The sequence below is a fragment of the Flavobacterium sp. UBA6195 genome (assembly GCF_002422095.1).
Lineage (GTDB): Bacteria > Bacteroidota > Bacteroidia > Flavobacteriales > Flavobacteriaceae > Flavobacterium.
This window is the reverse complement of the sequence record NZ_DITB01000070.1, coordinates 57,174-71,606: the sequence shown is the minus strand read 5'-3', so window position 1 is coordinate 71,606 and position 14,433 is coordinate 57,174. Positions and strand designations below refer to the sequence as shown.

At 31.7% G+C, this 14,433-nt stretch carries 17 protein-coding genes; 13 read left to right on the top strand and 4 right to left on the bottom strand.

What is annotated here, in order from left to right; genetic code table 11:
• Positions 1 to 92: 92 nt before the first annotated feature.
• Positions 93 to 755 carry an OmpW/AlkL family protein gene (locus tag B4I81_RS06225; RefSeq protein WP_291108814.1) on the bottom strand — a complete coding sequence of 221 codons (663 nt, stop codon included), beginning with the start codon at positions 753 to 755 and terminating at the stop codon, positions 93 to 95.
• Positions 756 to 893: 138 nt separating this feature from the next.
• Between B4I81_RS06225 and smpB the strand changes: the two genes are divergently transcribed.
• Together smpB and B4I81_RS06215 are read left to right on the top strand one after the other, a co-directional pair.
• Positions 894 to 1,346, top strand: a complete 453-nt coding sequence (gene smpB / locus B4I81_RS06220) for an SsrA-binding protein SmpB (protein WP_291108812.1) — start codon at positions 894 to 896, stop codon at positions 1,344 to 1,346.
• Between the two features lie 9 nt (positions 1,347 to 1,355).
• Entirely contained in the window at positions 1,356 to 1,718 is a 363-nt protein-coding gene (locus B4I81_RS06215; protein WP_291108809.1) for a helix-turn-helix domain-containing protein, read from the top strand.
• On the opposite strand, the gene B4I81_RS06210 is transcribed toward B4I81_RS06215, so the two are convergent.
• On the bottom strand, positions 1,719 to 2,360 hold the full coding sequence (locus tag B4I81_RS06210) for a protein-L-isoaspartate(D-aspartate) O-methyltransferase (RefSeq protein WP_291108807.1): 642 nt from the start codon (positions 2,358 to 2,360) through the stop codon (positions 1,719 to 1,721).
• A 143-nt stretch (positions 2,361 to 2,503) separates the two neighbouring features.
• Between B4I81_RS06210 and B4I81_RS06205 the strand changes: the two genes are divergently transcribed.
• The 11 genes from B4I81_RS06205 to B4I81_RS06155 all read left to right on the top strand — a co-directional run bounded on the left by B4I81_RS06205 (position 2,504) and on the right by B4I81_RS06155 (position 12,340).
• Positions 2,504 to 3,475 (top strand): Gfo/Idh/MocA family protein, encoded by a 972-nt coding sequence (locus B4I81_RS06205; RefSeq protein ID WP_291108805.1) that lies wholly within the window; start codon positions 2,504 to 2,506, stop codon positions 3,473 to 3,475.
• A gap of 24 nt (positions 3,476 to 3,499) precedes the next feature.
• A complete protein-coding gene (locus B4I81_RS06200) occupies positions 3,500 to 4,390 on the top strand; it encodes a 3-hydroxyacyl-CoA dehydrogenase family protein (RefSeq protein ID WP_291108803.1) in 891 nt (296 codons plus the stop codon).
• Positions 4,391 to 4,459: 69 nt separating this feature from the next.
• On the top strand, positions 4,460 to 5,680 hold the full coding sequence (locus B4I81_RS06195) for a DUF1015 domain-containing protein (protein WP_291108801.1): 1,221 nt from the start codon (positions 4,460 to 4,462) through the stop codon (positions 5,678 to 5,680).
• A gap of 99 nt (positions 5,681 to 5,779) precedes the next feature.
• Entirely contained in the window at positions 5,780 to 6,418 is a 639-nt protein-coding gene (locus B4I81_RS06190; protein ID WP_291108799.1) for a hypothetical protein, read from the top strand.
• 43 nt (positions 6,419 to 6,461) lie between these two features.
• Positions 6,462 to 7,136: a YggS family pyridoxal phosphate-dependent enzyme gene (locus tag B4I81_RS06185; RefSeq protein WP_291108796.1), complete on the top strand. Its 675-nt coding sequence runs from the start codon at positions 6,462 to 6,464 to the stop codon at positions 7,134 to 7,136.
• A gap of 57 nt (positions 7,137 to 7,193) precedes the next feature.
• Positions 7,194 to 8,555: an exonuclease domain-containing protein gene (locus tag B4I81_RS06180; RefSeq protein WP_291108794.1), complete on the top strand. Its 1,362-nt coding sequence runs from the start codon at positions 7,194 to 7,196 to the stop codon at positions 8,553 to 8,555.
• Between the two features lie 18 nt (positions 8,556 to 8,573).
• On the top strand, positions 8,574 to 9,401 hold the full coding sequence (locus B4I81_RS06175; RefSeq protein WP_291108792.1) for an ion transporter: 828 nt from the start codon (positions 8,574 to 8,576) through the stop codon (positions 9,399 to 9,401).
• Between the two features lies 1 nt (position 9,402).
• A complete protein-coding gene (gene miaA / locus B4I81_RS06170; RefSeq protein WP_291108791.1) occupies positions 9,403 to 10,326 on the top strand; it encodes a tRNA (adenosine(37)-N6)-dimethylallyltransferase MiaA in 924 nt (307 codons plus the stop codon).
• A gap of 44 nt (positions 10,327 to 10,370) precedes the next feature.
• Positions 10,371 to 11,003 (top strand): hypothetical protein, encoded by a 633-nt coding sequence (locus B4I81_RS06165; RefSeq protein ID WP_291108790.1) that lies wholly within the window; start codon positions 10,371 to 10,373, stop codon positions 11,001 to 11,003.
• 3 nt (positions 11,004 to 11,006) lie between these two features.
• Positions 11,007 to 11,612 (top strand): hypothetical protein, encoded by a 606-nt coding sequence (locus tag B4I81_RS06160; protein WP_291108788.1) that lies wholly within the window; start codon positions 11,007 to 11,009, stop codon positions 11,610 to 11,612.
• Between the two features lie 2 nt (positions 11,613 to 11,614).
• Positions 11,615 to 12,340, top strand: a complete 726-nt coding sequence (locus B4I81_RS06155; protein WP_291108786.1) for an acyl-[acyl-carrier-protein] thioesterase — start codon at positions 11,615 to 11,617, stop codon at positions 12,338 to 12,340.
• 33 nt (positions 12,341 to 12,373) lie between these two features.
• Here the strand turns inward: B4I81_RS06155 and B4I81_RS06150 are convergent, their stop codons facing one another.
• Both B4I81_RS06150 and B4I81_RS06145 read right to left on the bottom strand, forming a co-directional pair.
• Positions 12,374 to 13,072, bottom strand: a complete 699-nt coding sequence (locus B4I81_RS06150) for a response regulator transcription factor (protein WP_231841809.1) — start codon at positions 13,070 to 13,072, stop codon at positions 12,374 to 12,376.
• An 18-nt stretch (positions 13,073 to 13,090) separates the two neighbouring features.
• On the bottom strand, positions 13,091 to 14,433 hold a 1,343-nt coding region (locus B4I81_RS06145), incomplete at its 5' end, for a sensor histidine kinase (protein WP_291108784.1).

Below are 14,433 nucleotides of genomic sequence, written 5' to 3'. Positions count from 1 at the left end.
AAAAAGAATTACTAATTTAAAAATTTAACCATAATAAATAAAAAAAGAGGATGAATTATCATCCTCTTTTTTTATAAACTAACCAATAACACTTAAAATTTCATACCTACTCCAACTCCAAATAACCAAGGGTCGATATCTACTTTAGCAGGAATACTTAAACCAGGAGCTAAATTTGATGCATCAACTGTAACATCTGTGTTTAAAAACAATTTTTTTGCATCTACGTTTATGAAAAACTTATCATTTAACATTAAGTCAAACCCCAATTGAGCTGCATATCCTAATGCATTATCATATTTTACATCAGCAACATCACCTGATTTAACATTGTAAAACAATGTATAATTTACACCTGCTCCAATATAAGGCTTGAAAACTTTTTTATCCGATGTATAAAAATGATATTGAGCCGTTAATGTTGGAGGTAATAACCACACACTACCTAAATCTACATTACCAGCAGCAGTATTAATTGCTTTTACATCGTGTTTTGCAGTTCCCAAAATCAATTCGGCAGCAAAATGTTCAGTAAAGAAATAAGTAAAATCTAATTCTGGAATTAAAGCATTCGAGATAGCAACATCTCCACCTATTACACCAATTTTAGCACTTTCATCTGGAGTTACACCTACTGCTCTTAAACGAACTTGCCATCTTTTAAAATCATTTACCTTTTCATCTTTATCTTGTGCATTTACAAAATTTACTGTCATCAAAGACATTGCCATTAAAGCAAAAACTATTTTTCTCATTTTATTAAGTTTAAAATTATGAGTCAAAGATATTTAGATGTAAAATCGTAAAAACTGATATAAATCATTGTTTGAAAATTATTAATCTCTAATTATCATTTTAAAATGCTATAATTTTGATTTACATTTGTAGTCTATATGCAAAAGACCGTTAACATACTTAATAAAAGAGCTAAATTCGATTACGAAATTTTAGACAAATACACCGCTGGAATCGTTTTAACCGGAACCGAAATCAAATCAATTCGTCTGGGAAAAGCTTCTATTGCTGAAAGTTTTTGCGAATTTCATGATGGCGAGTTATTTATGATTAATTCACACATTGAGGAATATTTGTATGGAACTCATTACAATCATAAAGCAAAAAGTGAACGTAAATTATTATTGAATAAACGCGAACTAAAAAAACTCGATAAAGATTCGGATAATAAAGGACTAACCATTGTTCCGCTTCGTTTGTTTACCAATGAAAAAGGATTAGCTAAATTGGATATTGCACTATGTCGGGGTAAAAAGAATTACGACAAACGCGAATCGTTAAAAGAGCAAGATACCAAACGCGATTTAGACCGAATCAAGAAAAGTTTCTAATCATACTTTATGAAAGAAATTTTAAAACAAGGCCGAATAGATAAAGAACTTTCAACCAGGAAGTTAGCCGAAATTGCAAAAATCGACCAAGCTTTGATTAGTAAGTTTGAAAACGGATTTCGTATTCCAACCAAAAAACAAGTGCAAACGCTTGCTCAAATTTTAGAAATCGATTTAAAACCGTTGTTAGTCGCTTGGTATAAAGTAAAACTCGACCATAATTTCGATTTGAATCCTTTTGCGATTCAAGCTATTACCGAAATTCTTCAAGAAAAAGGTATTGAAGTTGGCAATTCATCCAAAGAAAAAGAAATTACTTCCATCTTAGATGAATTAGAAGTTTTAAAACAAAAATTAACGAATCTTCGCTAATTAGTTTTTGTTTTCTAATAAAGGAACAAATCTAAAATCACCAAATTCGTGTTTTTCAAATTGCGTTTCGTTTTTACGAATCAATAACGTCATGATTTGCTCTTTTTCACCAACAGGAATCACTAACCTTCCTCCTATTTTTAATTGCGCCATTAAAGGTTGCGGAATAAATGGAGCTCCAGCAGTAACAATAATACTATCAAAAGGAGCGGCTTCAGACAATCCTTTATAACCATCACCAAATATTAACTTTTTAGGTCGAATATTTAATTTTGGCAACAAAAGAGACGTCTTTTTAAACAATTGATTTTGGCGTTCTATTGAATAAACATTAGCTCCCAATGTGAACAAAACAGCAGTTTGATAACCACTTCCAGTTCCAATTTCTAATATTTTATGATTTTTTTGAACTTCTAATAATTGCGATTGAAAAGCCACTGTATAAGGTTGCGAAATAGTTTGATCAGCACCTATCGGAAAAGCTTTATCTTGGTATGCAAAATCTTCAAAACTCGAATCCAAAAACAAATGACGCGGAATTTTTCCAATAGCCGCTAACACGTTTTTATCGGTAATTCCTTTTTCTTCCAATTGCTTTACCAACTGATTTCTAAGTCCTTGATGTTTATTCGTATCTTTCAATTTGGGATGATTTTGTTTGGGTAAAAATAGCTTTAAAATCTCAAAAAACAAATCAGAAAATAAACTAACTTTTTTCCGAAGTTTCGGAATTTAATCTTTTGCACTTTCAACTAAAATCGTACTTTTGATAAAATTAATTTTTTATGTTAAAAGTGGGAGTTTTAGGTGCTGGTCACCTTGGAAAAATACATTTGCGATTATTAAATCAATCTGAAAAATATGAATTAGTAGGCTTTTATGACGCTTTTGAAGAAAATGCCAACAAAGTAGCAGCCGAATTTGGTTATAAAAAATTCGATTCTATTGCCGAATTAATTGCGGCAGTTGATGTAGTAGATATTGTAACACCAACGATGCAACATTTTGAATGTGCGAAACAAGTTATCGAAGCTGGAAAGCATATTTTTATTGAAAAACCTATTTCAAACACCGTTGCTGAAGCAGAAGAAATCATCGCTTTAGCAAAAAAACACAACGTAAAAGGGCAAGTTGGACACGTGGAGCGATTCAATCCAGCGTTTACTGCTGTGAAAGATAAAATCAACAATCCGATGTTTATTGAAACGCATCGTTTGGCGGAATTCAATCCTCGTGGTACGGATGTTCCTGTGGTTTTGGATTTGATGATTCACGATATTGATGCCATTTTGAGTGTGGTAAAATCGAAAGTAAAATCAGTTAATGCCAGTGGTGTTGCTGTAATTTCTGATTCTCCAGACATTTCAAATGCCCGTATCGAATTTGAAAACGGTTGTGTAGCCAACATTACTTCGAGCCGAATCTCGATGAAGAACATGAGAAAATCGCGTTTCTTCCAAAAAGACGCTTACATTTCAGTAGATTATTTAGATAAAGTATGCGAAGTAGTTCGCATGAAAGACGCACCCGAAGTTCCAGGCGATTTCGACATGATTTTACAAAATGCTGAAGGCGTTAAAAAACAAATCTATTTTGATAATCCGCAAGTGGATGCTAACAACGCCATTTTGGACGAATTAGAAACTTTCGCGGATGCTATCAATAACAACACCACTCCAATCGTAACTTTAGAAGATGGTACAGAAGCACTTCGTGTGGCGTATCAGATTATTGAGTGTATGAATGCAAGAAAATAAAAACCAAACAAACCTAAAATAAAAATGAACACAATCGCAGTAATCGGAGCAGGAACTATGGGTAACGGAATTGCTCATACTTTCGCGCAAAGCGGATTTACCGTAAAATTAATCGATATTTCAGAAAAATCATTAGAAAAAGGAATGGCAACTATCGCCGCTAACCTTGACCGAATGGTAGCAAAAGGAAGTATCACCGAAGAAGACAAACACAAAACTATCGGGAATATTATCACGTATACTGACGTTAAAGATGGTGTTGTAGGTTGTGATTTAGTAGTAGAAGCCGCTACAGAAAACGTACAATTGAAATTCAATATCTTCAAACAATTAAGCGAAGTTTGTGATCATAACGTAATTTTAGCAACGAATACTTCTTCAATTTCAATTACACAAATTGCAGCTAATGTTGTTCATCCAGAAAGAGTTATTGGAATGCACTTTATGAATCCGGTGCCGATTATGAAATTGGTGGAAATTATCCGTGGTTACAACACTTCAGATGAAGTTACGAAAATCATCATGGATTTATCTGTGAAATTAGGAAAAACACCAACAGAAGTTAATGATTATCCAGGTTTCGTTGCTAACCGAATTTTAATGCCAATGATTAACGAAGCTATCGAAACGTTATACAACGGTGTTGGTGGTGTTTACGAAATCGATACGGTTATGAAATTAGGAATGGCACACCCGATGGGACCATTACAATTAGCCGACTTCATAGGATTAGACGTTTGTTTATCTATCCTAAACGTAATGTACGACGGATTTAAAAATCCAAAATATGCGCCATGTCCGTTATTAGTAAATATGGTAATGGCAGGAAAATTAGGAGTTAAATCAGGAGAAGGATTCTACGATTACTCAGAAAGCAAAAAAGCAGAGAAAGTTGCAAAGCAATTTTCAAAGTAAAAAGTAAAAAGTGATAAGTAAAAAGTATACTTGCTTATCACTTTTCACTTATCACTTTTCACTAAAAATATGGCCAAAATAAAACCTTTCAAAGCAGTACGTCCAGCGCCAGATAAAGTGGCATTGGTAACCTGTAGAACGTATGACGATTATAGTTCGGCTGAGCTTGCTGCTTGGTTGGATTTTAATCCGTATTCGTTTTTGCATGTAATTCATCCTGCTTATGCCAATGCGCAAAAAGTGTCATTGGAAAAACGTTTTAAAGCCGTTGCTAATAAATATCAAGATTTTAAACACGACCAAATTCTAATTGAAGAAGAACATCCTGTTTTTTATTTGTACGAAATCCAGTCAAAAGGACAGATTTTTACTGGAATTATTGCTGGAACTTCGGTGAAAGATTACCAAGATAACGTCATCAAAAAACACGAAGACACCTTACAATATCGCGTGGAATTATTCAAAGATTATTTGCATCAAACGAATTTTAACACAGAACCCGTTTTGATTACCTATCCTGATAGTGTGGAAATCAATACGTTTATTGCGTTGCGAAAACAGAGCAAACCGGTTTACGAATATTCGACGACCAACAAAGAAAAACACACGCTTTGGAAAATTGACACACAAAGTGAAGTCGATTGGTTGCAAGAACATTTTGAAAACATCCCGAATTTATATATTGCGGATGGACATCATCGTTCGGCTTCAGCGGAATTGTTGTACGAACAAGACAAACATTTAGGTAACGAAAATCTGAATTATTTCATGAGTTTCTTAATTGCTGAAAGTAATGTCAAAATTTACGAATTCAACCGATTAATTCGCGATTTGAATGGTTTGTCGAAAGAAATTTTCATTAAAAAATTATCAGAACATTTCGTCATCATAGCAAAAGACCAAGAAATTTGGAAACCTCAAAATAAGTTTGAATTTGGGATGTACTTAGACGGAAGTTTTTATGCGTTGTTCTACAAAAAAGAAAATCACCAGCAAGCTTCAATTTTAGACAATTTAGATGCTCAAATTTTATACGACAAAGTCCTTTTCCCTTTACTAGGAATCGAAGATTTAAGAAACGACGAACGTATCGATTACATTCCAGGAAAACAATCGATATCCGTCATAAAAGATTTAATCGACGAAGGCGAATTTGAAGTAGGCTTCATGCTCTACCCTTCCGACATCAAAGAAATCAAAGCATTAGCTGATAACAATTTAATTATGCCTCCAAAATCAACCTACATTGAACCGAAGTTTAGAAGTGGTTTGGTGGTGTATGAGTTGTAGGTTTGGTTGGGAGTTTGAAGATGGAAGTTGGAATAAAAGGAAATAATCGCAATTTTGTCATTCTGAACAAAGTTAATAATCTCATAATATCTATAAAATATGGAAGATAAGTTAATTGAAAGTTTAATTTCTTCAGGAGTTCCAGCAATTGTAATTATTGCAGGATTATATTTTGGTAAAAATTTAATAGAACATTTCTTTAACGAAACTATTGAATTAAAGAAAAAAGAATTAGAACAAGAAAATAAAAATTTTCAACATCAACTAGATGCTAAACTTCAAGAATTCAATATAAAATTTTCAAATTTACATTCTGAAAGAGCGGAAGTAATCAAAAATTTATATATGAAGTTAATTGAATTACAATCTTCAATGTTTACATATACAAGAAGAGCTCATATAATAATTGATGATGGTATAAAAGAAAAACAAGAGAGAACTGATAGAGTAAATTTAGCTTTAAAAGAGTTTTCAAATTACTACTTCCCTAATAAAATCTTTTTTAATTCGAGCATAACTTTAAAAATTGATTCATTAATTAATGATTACTATAAAATAGGTTGGGATTTCACAGACGTACTTTATTACATTGAAAATAAATTTGATTTAGAAAGAGAAGATATAAAATCAAATTTTGAAAAGATGAAAGAGTTATCAATAAAAGTTGAAAAGGATTTTCCAATTTTAATTGATGAACTTGCTGAAGAATTCAAAGAAATCCTTGGTGTTAATAACTAAATGTGACTTCTCCTTCCTCGAAATGACAAAAACCTATAAAACAATGTCAATCTCAAAAAACCTCAATATCATAAAATCCCAACTTCCAACACACGTTACCTTAGTAGCGGTTTCAAAAACCAAACCTGTAGCGGATTTAATGGAAGCGTATGATGTTGGCCAACGTATTTTTGGAGAAAATTATGTTCAAGAATTAGTTGAAAAACAGGAACAAATGCCAAATGATATACAATGGCATTTTATTGGGCATTTGCAATCTAGGAAAGTTAAACTTATTGCACCTTTTGTAAGCTTAATTCATAGTGTGGACAGTTTAAAATTATTGCAAGAAATCAACAAACAAGCGGCTAAAAACAATCGAGTGATTGATTGTTTGTTACAAGTTTACATTGCGGAAGAAGAAAGCAAATTTGGATTAGACGAACAAGAATTAGATGAGATTCTTAATGAAATACAGCAAAATAAAGAAAACTATAAAAACATACGAATCGTAGGTTTAATGGGAATGGCAACCTTCACTGAAAACCAAAACCAAATCGAAAAAGAATTCAAACATCTAAAAACGATTTTTGATAAATACAAAACACTGAACACTCAACACTGTCAACTGAACACTCTCTCAATGGGCATGTCGGGCGATTATCAACTCGCAATTTCATGCGGAAGTACGATGGTTCGAATTGGAAGTAGTATCTTTGGAACGAGAAATTATCAATAAGGCAATTTGTCAATGTGCCAATTAACTGAAAACTGAGACTGAACACTGTAAACTATTTTGTACGCAATAATCGACATAGAAACCACTGGAGGACAATACAATGAAGAAGGTATTACCGAAATCGCCATTTATAAATTTGATGGTCATGAGGTTGTGGACCAATTCATCAGTTTGGTAAATCCTGAGAAGCCAATTCAACCCTTTGTGGTAAAATTGACTGGGATTAACAATGCAATGCTCAGAAGTGCTCCCAAATTCTATGAAGTAGCCAAAAGAATTATCGAAATTACCGAAGGATGCGTAATTGTGGCTCATAATGCTTCATTCGATTATCGTATTTTAAAAACCGAATTCAGACGTTTAGGATTTGATTTTAAAAAACAAACGCTTTGTACGGTAGAATTAGCAAAAAAGTTAATTCCGGGTCAAGAATCGTATAGTTTGGGTAAGCTGGTGCGTTCATTAGGAATTCCTATGGCAGATAGACATCGTGCTAGTGGTGATGCTTTGGCTACTGTGAAATTATTCAAAATGTTGTTGGTAAAAGACATCGAGAAAGAAATCGTAAAAAGCTTTATCAAAACCGAAATTAAATCGGGAATGTCGCCTAAATTGTTAGATATTGTGGAGAATTTACCTTCAAAAACAGGTATTTACTACATTCACAATGAAAAAGGCGATTTGATTTACATCGGGAAAAGTAAAAACATCAAAAAACGTGTCAACCAACATTTCACAGGAACTTCGAGTAAAAGTAAAAAAATCCAACGTGATGTTTTTGCCGTGACTTTTGAAGAAACGGGAAGCGAATTAATCGCACTTTTAAAGGAAAGCGAAGAAATTAAAATCAACAAACCGATTTATAACAGAGCCCAACGCAAAAGTATTTTTCAATACGCGCTGTACCAACACATACACGAACAAGGTTACATTTCGTTAACCGTTGAAAAGGCAGATGGAAGAAAAAAAGAAATCACTTCGTTTACTTCGCTTCAGGAAGGCAAAAATGCATTGTTCAAGATAACAGAGAAATACAATTTGTGTCAGAAAATCAATGGTTTGTATGACACTCAAAACGGATGTTTTCAATACAAAATAAAAGAATGTAATGGAGCTTGTTTGGGTGAAGAAAACCCTGAAAGTTACAACGAAAGAGTTTTGGAATTCATTGAAGAGAACTCGTTTGAAAACAATAATATGGTAATTCTCGACCGAGGCAGAACTTATGATGAAAGAACAGCTGTTTTGATTGAAAATGGTATTTACAAAGGCTATTGTTTTTACGATTTGAATTACCAAGTAAACAATATTGAAATTTTGAAAAACATCATCATTCCAATGCAACACAATCGCGATACGAAAACGATTATTCAGACCTATTTACGCAAACACAAAGTATATAAGATTATTCAATTTTAATTGTTTAACTTTGTTTTTATGAATGAAGTTAAGTCGAAATACGAGATTTTCAAACAAAAAGCTCACATCATTATCTACGGAACCAATACGGTTGCAGGAAGACTTTTCGATTTAATTCTTTTGGGATTGATTTTACTGAGCGTTGTCTTAGTAATGTTGGAAACCGTAAAAGAATTCGATGGAAAATACCATACTTTCATATTAGTTTCGGAATGGATTATTACGATTTTCTTCACAATTGAATACATTTTACGAATCATCACGATTAAAAAACCCATCAATTACATTTTAAGTTTTTACGGAATTATCGATTTGGTAGCGATTTTACCCATGTATTTGTCCTTTTTTGTAACAGGAACGAGTGTTTTCACTGTTATTAGAGCTTTACGACTATTGCGATTATTCAAAATATTAAACCATCCTCAATTTTCAAGTCAGTCGGTGCATTTACGAGAGTCGATTATTGCAAGTCGTGGTCGTATTTTAGTTTTTATGTACTTTATTTTGATAAGTTGTATCATCATTGGTTCTGTGATGTATGTTGTGGAAGGAGATGAAGCTGGCTTTACCAGTATTCCCGTTTCAATTTATTGGTGCATTGTAACTTTAACTACTGTTGGATTTGGCGATATTACTCCTATTACACCCTTGGGACAATTTATTGCCTCATTTGTAATGATTATGGGTTATGGAATCATTGCCGTTCCTACCGGAATTATTACCGCTGAAATTGCAAAAAACTCACCTAAAACAAGAGAAAGTGACAAAAAAGTTTGCCAAAACTGTGGTAGTCATGAACACTTAATTAACGCAAAATTTTGTCAAGATTGCGGAAGCGAATTATAAAATGAATTACCTAATTACGATTATTGGTCCAACTGCCATTGGAAAAACAGCTTTAAGCATTGCTTTGGCACAACATTTTGGCTGTGATATTATTTCGTGCGATAGTCGTCAGTTTTTTAAGGAAATGAAAATTGGCACCGCTGTTCCTAATGATGAAGAATTGGCTGCTGCACCACATCATTTTATTCAAAATAAATCGATTTTTGAAAGTTATTCGGTAGGCGATTTTGAACAAGAAGCTTTATCAAAATTGGATGAATTATTTCAGAAAAATAACATTCAAATTATGGTGGGCGGTTCTGGATTATATGTCGATGCTGTTTTGAAAGGATTTGATGATTTTCCAGATATTGATGAATCGGTTCGAACTGAAATTAATGCTAAATATGATGCATTAGGAATCGAATATTTGCAAGAGCAACTCCAAAAATTAGATTCGGAATATTACCAAAAGTTACAAACTGAAAATCCGCAAACCTTACAAAATCCACAACGTATGAAACGCTTTGTAGAAGTTTGTATTGGAAGTGGAAAACCGTATTCGAGTTTTATTGGAAAACGAAAAAACGAAAGAAACTTCACTCCTATCATCATTGGTTTAGAAGCCGACCGAGAAATCATGTACAACAGAATCAACCAACGCGTTGATATCATGCTAAATGAAGGACTTTTAGCCGAAGCACAAGCTTTGTGTCCAAATAAACATTTGAATGCGTTACAAACTGTTGGTTATCGAGAATTATTCGATTATTTTGATGGGAAAACCACTTTAGATTTCGCCATTGAGCAAATCAAAATGAATACAAGACGATTTGCTAAACGTCAAATCACTTGGTTTAAACGAACAGAAAACGTGAGTTGGTTTGATTATTTAACTGATAGAAAAGAGATTATTCAAGTCATAGAAAAAATAATGACAACTTAACGCAACCTTATAAGATTTTTCTCATCTTAGTTAAAAATAAAATAATGAAAAAGTTACTATTACTACTTGTATTTACATATATCTCTTGCGGAATTCCTTATGATGGAGAAACCATAATAAATATAAAACTAAAAGTAGTTAACTCTGAAAATCAACCTTTAGCTAATGAAAAGGCATATATAGGAACAAGTTATGATGATGATAGTTATGATTTTTCAACTTACAAAAAAAAATCTAATGAAGAAGGTTTTATACAATTTGATATGTTCAAACCAACTAATAACTCAAGTTTAATCTTGGAAAATTCGACAGAATATTTACCCGTTTATTTTAATGGAATAAATGATGATAATTTTGAGGGTTTAAATTGGGATTTAGGAACCATAACATTATTAAAGTTAGACGAGATTATTACATTTACAATTATCCCTAATCAAATTAGCTCAAACAAGATTATTTATAAAATTGATGTAGATGCTGTTAAATATGAAGAACAAATCAATTTATACAACAATGATCTTGTTTACAATGAGCCTCAATTATTTCATCAACTAAAAAAGAATCAAACATTTGAACTTAATTATCAAATTAAAAACACTATAACCGAAGAAATAGAATATTATTCAATTCCATTGACTATAAATAATGATGGATTAAATTATACTTTAACCTATTAAGTTATGAGAAAAATATTCATTATCATAATTATATTATCGAGTATATCAGTTTTTAGTCAAAGAGAAACGAAAACTAAAATTGTAGATTTTTATCCAGCATTTAGATTCGGCTTTCAATTACCAATTCATTTTGGAGACAATTATTTTTCAAAAGATTTAAGTTCTGGATTTGGATTTCATTCAACATTATCATTAGTAAAAATTTATAATTTTAGACTAAGTTTAGGATATGAATTTCAAAAATTAAGAGTAGAGAATTCAGATAAAATTGGAAATTTTGATTTTATAAATTCAAATACTTACCAGTTTATTTTAGAATATGAAATACCATTAAATTCAAAATTTGACATTAATCCAACAATAAGTTATGGACAGTGTCGATTCAATTATAAAGAAAATACTGGAGGGAGTATATTAGCAAAACAAAATTTAGAAGAAATTAGATTGGGTAGTTATATAAACTATAATTTAAATAAAACTTTTGCCGGTTATGCAGGATTACATTTTTCTCATTTTTATAATTCAGATTTAAATGCTACTCCAGAAAATAAAGATTATTTTGGCAAAGGAAACAAATTTATAATCTCAATAGGAATCTTAATACATTAAAAATGCCCATCTCACCCAACTTTACTTCCATTTTAGAACAAGAATACGAAATCAATTTTCTGCAATGCTATCCCAATGGTTTGTTGAAATATACTGAGTTGTGCAATATTTTTCAAATCACAGCCGGAATTCATGCCGATTTAGGTGGGATTAGTTTTAGCGATATGCAAGAACATCATCAAGCTTGGGTAATGAGCAAAATGCGTTTAGAAATCATTAGCTTACCGAAATGGAAAGAAAAAGTAACGGTAAAAACTTGGATTAAATCGTTAGAAAATTCACGTTCTACACGTTGTTTAGAATTGTATCGCGGTGATGAAAAATTAGCTGGTTGCGAAACCTATTGGGCTGTTTTAAATACCCAAATTAGACGCCCAGAAAATTTAGCTTTACCTCACGATCATTTCATCAAATATCCAAAACACAGCGCTACTGAAAAATCGGTTCAGCGTATTAATTTAGATGTTCCGTTTGAAAAGGTATTGGATTATAAAGTGCAATTATCAGATTTAGATATCGTAAATCATGCTAACAACGTAAAATACTTGGAATGGTGCCTGAATACTATGGATAGAAAATTTGTCTTAAAACAGCACATAAAAGGTTTTGAAATGAATTTCTTAAAAGAATTGAATTGGAACGATGAGGCGGTGATTTCGAAAAATGAAAATAAGTACATTATTTCTAAAGACGATAAGATTTGTTATGCTTTAGAAATAATTGAATAAAAAAAGTCCTGAAATATTTCAGGACTTTTTTTATTATTTTTTGATTACTAATCTAAAACCTTCACCGTGAATGTTTAAGATTTCTACGTTTTCATCTTGCTTTAAGAATTTTCTCAATTTAGCAATGTAAACGTCCATACTTCTTGAAGTGAAGTAGTTGTCATCTCTCCAAATTTTAGTTAAAGCTAATTCTCTTGGCATTAAATCATTTTCGTGAAGTGCTAACATTTTTAATAATTCGCACTCTTTTGGTGATAATTTAATTGGCTCTTGACCTGGATACGTTAAGAAACGTAATTTAGAATTCAAGTGGAATTTACCTATTTCGAACTCAAATTTAGTCGTATCTGGTTTTACTTCTGATGCTTTTCTTTGAATAATTGCTTTGATTTTCATCAAAAGTACTTCAGAATCAAATGGTTTATTCAAATAATCATCAGCACCAACTTTATATCCTTTTAGTACGTCTTCTTTTAATGTTTTGGCAGTTAAAAAGATGATAGGCACTTCTTGATTTTTCTCGCGAATTTCTCTAGCTAAAGTGTATCCATCTTTGTAAGGCATCATCACGTCTAAAATACACAAATCGTAGGTGTCTTTTTTGAATTTTTCAAAACCTTCCATTCCGTTTTTAGCCAACGTAACTTCAAAATCATTTATCATTAAATAATCTTTCAAAACCGCACCGAAGTTTGGATCGTCTTCAACTAATAATATTTTCTTTGCTTCCATAGTAATTGTATGTATATTTTAATTTATTAATGGCATTTTTATAATAAAGGTACTTCCTTTACCTTTTTCACTCTCTACAAATATTTGACCGTTATGGTCTTCAACTATTTGTTTCACATAGGCTAATCCTAACCCATGACCTTTTACATTATGTAAATCTCCTGTATGCTCGCGATAGAATTTTTCAAAAACTCTTTTTTGTGCTACCTTACTCATTCCTGCTCCTTGATCTTGAATTTTTATCAGAATAAAGTCTTTTATATTTTCTGTAAAAACATCAATCACAGGCGCGTTTGGAGAATATTTTATAGCATTATCTAACACGTTTACTAATACATTCGTAAAATGTACCTCGTTTAATAGAATCGTACTTCGTTGTGCATGAAAATGTGAATGAACAACTCCTTCTCTATCTTCTACTATTAAACTAACATGTTCGATGGCATCTTCAATAATTTCGGTTACGTCTCTTGGTTCTTTTGAAATGTCGAGTTCATTTTTTTCTAATTTAGAAATACGCAAAACATTTTCAACCTGAGCGTGCATTCGTTTGTTTTCTTCTTTAATCATTTGAAGATAACGCTGCACTTTTTCTTTATCATCTATGATTTTAGGGTTCTTAATTGCATCTAAAGCTAAATTAATCGTAGCAATAGGGGTTTTGAACTCATGTGTCATATTATTTATGAAATCGGTTTTTATTTCAGAAATTTGTTTTTGTTTAATTAACTGATTCAAAGCACTTGAATACGTCAAAACAATAACCAAAGTGAACAATAATGACAAACTCGAAATTCCAATTAAAGAAGAAAATACGAATTTATTTTTTTGAGGAAAACTAACTAATAATTGATATTTAGACATTCCTTCATTATCCTGAAAAACAGGAATACCGTAAGTGGTTTTTACATCATATTTAAAATCCTCAGATCGCACTTTTGTTGCCAAACCGTTACTGTAAATACCAAATTCGAAAGGTGTTTTTACTCCATATTTATGAAGTTCCTCTTTTAAATATTTACCAAGTTGCTCAGTAGAAACTCTTTCTTGTAATGGTTTTAACGATACCAAATCTTTAAAAGCAACTTCAAAATTAGCTTTATCTAAACTCGATATACTACCCGATTTTTTTATGGTAAGATCGGGAAACGAACGCATTTGTAAACTTCCGTCGTTTAATGAATTTCCGTTATAAACTTCTGTTTTTCTCTTAGATACAACATTTCCAAAATTGACTGAATTTGCATTTTTATCAAAGAACGAACCATTAATACCGTAGTTTTCTGCTACAAGTGTGTTGGTATAGATAATAGTTTCATTAGTTTTTTTATTACGTTCGTAGAAGTAAATTTCTTTCAATT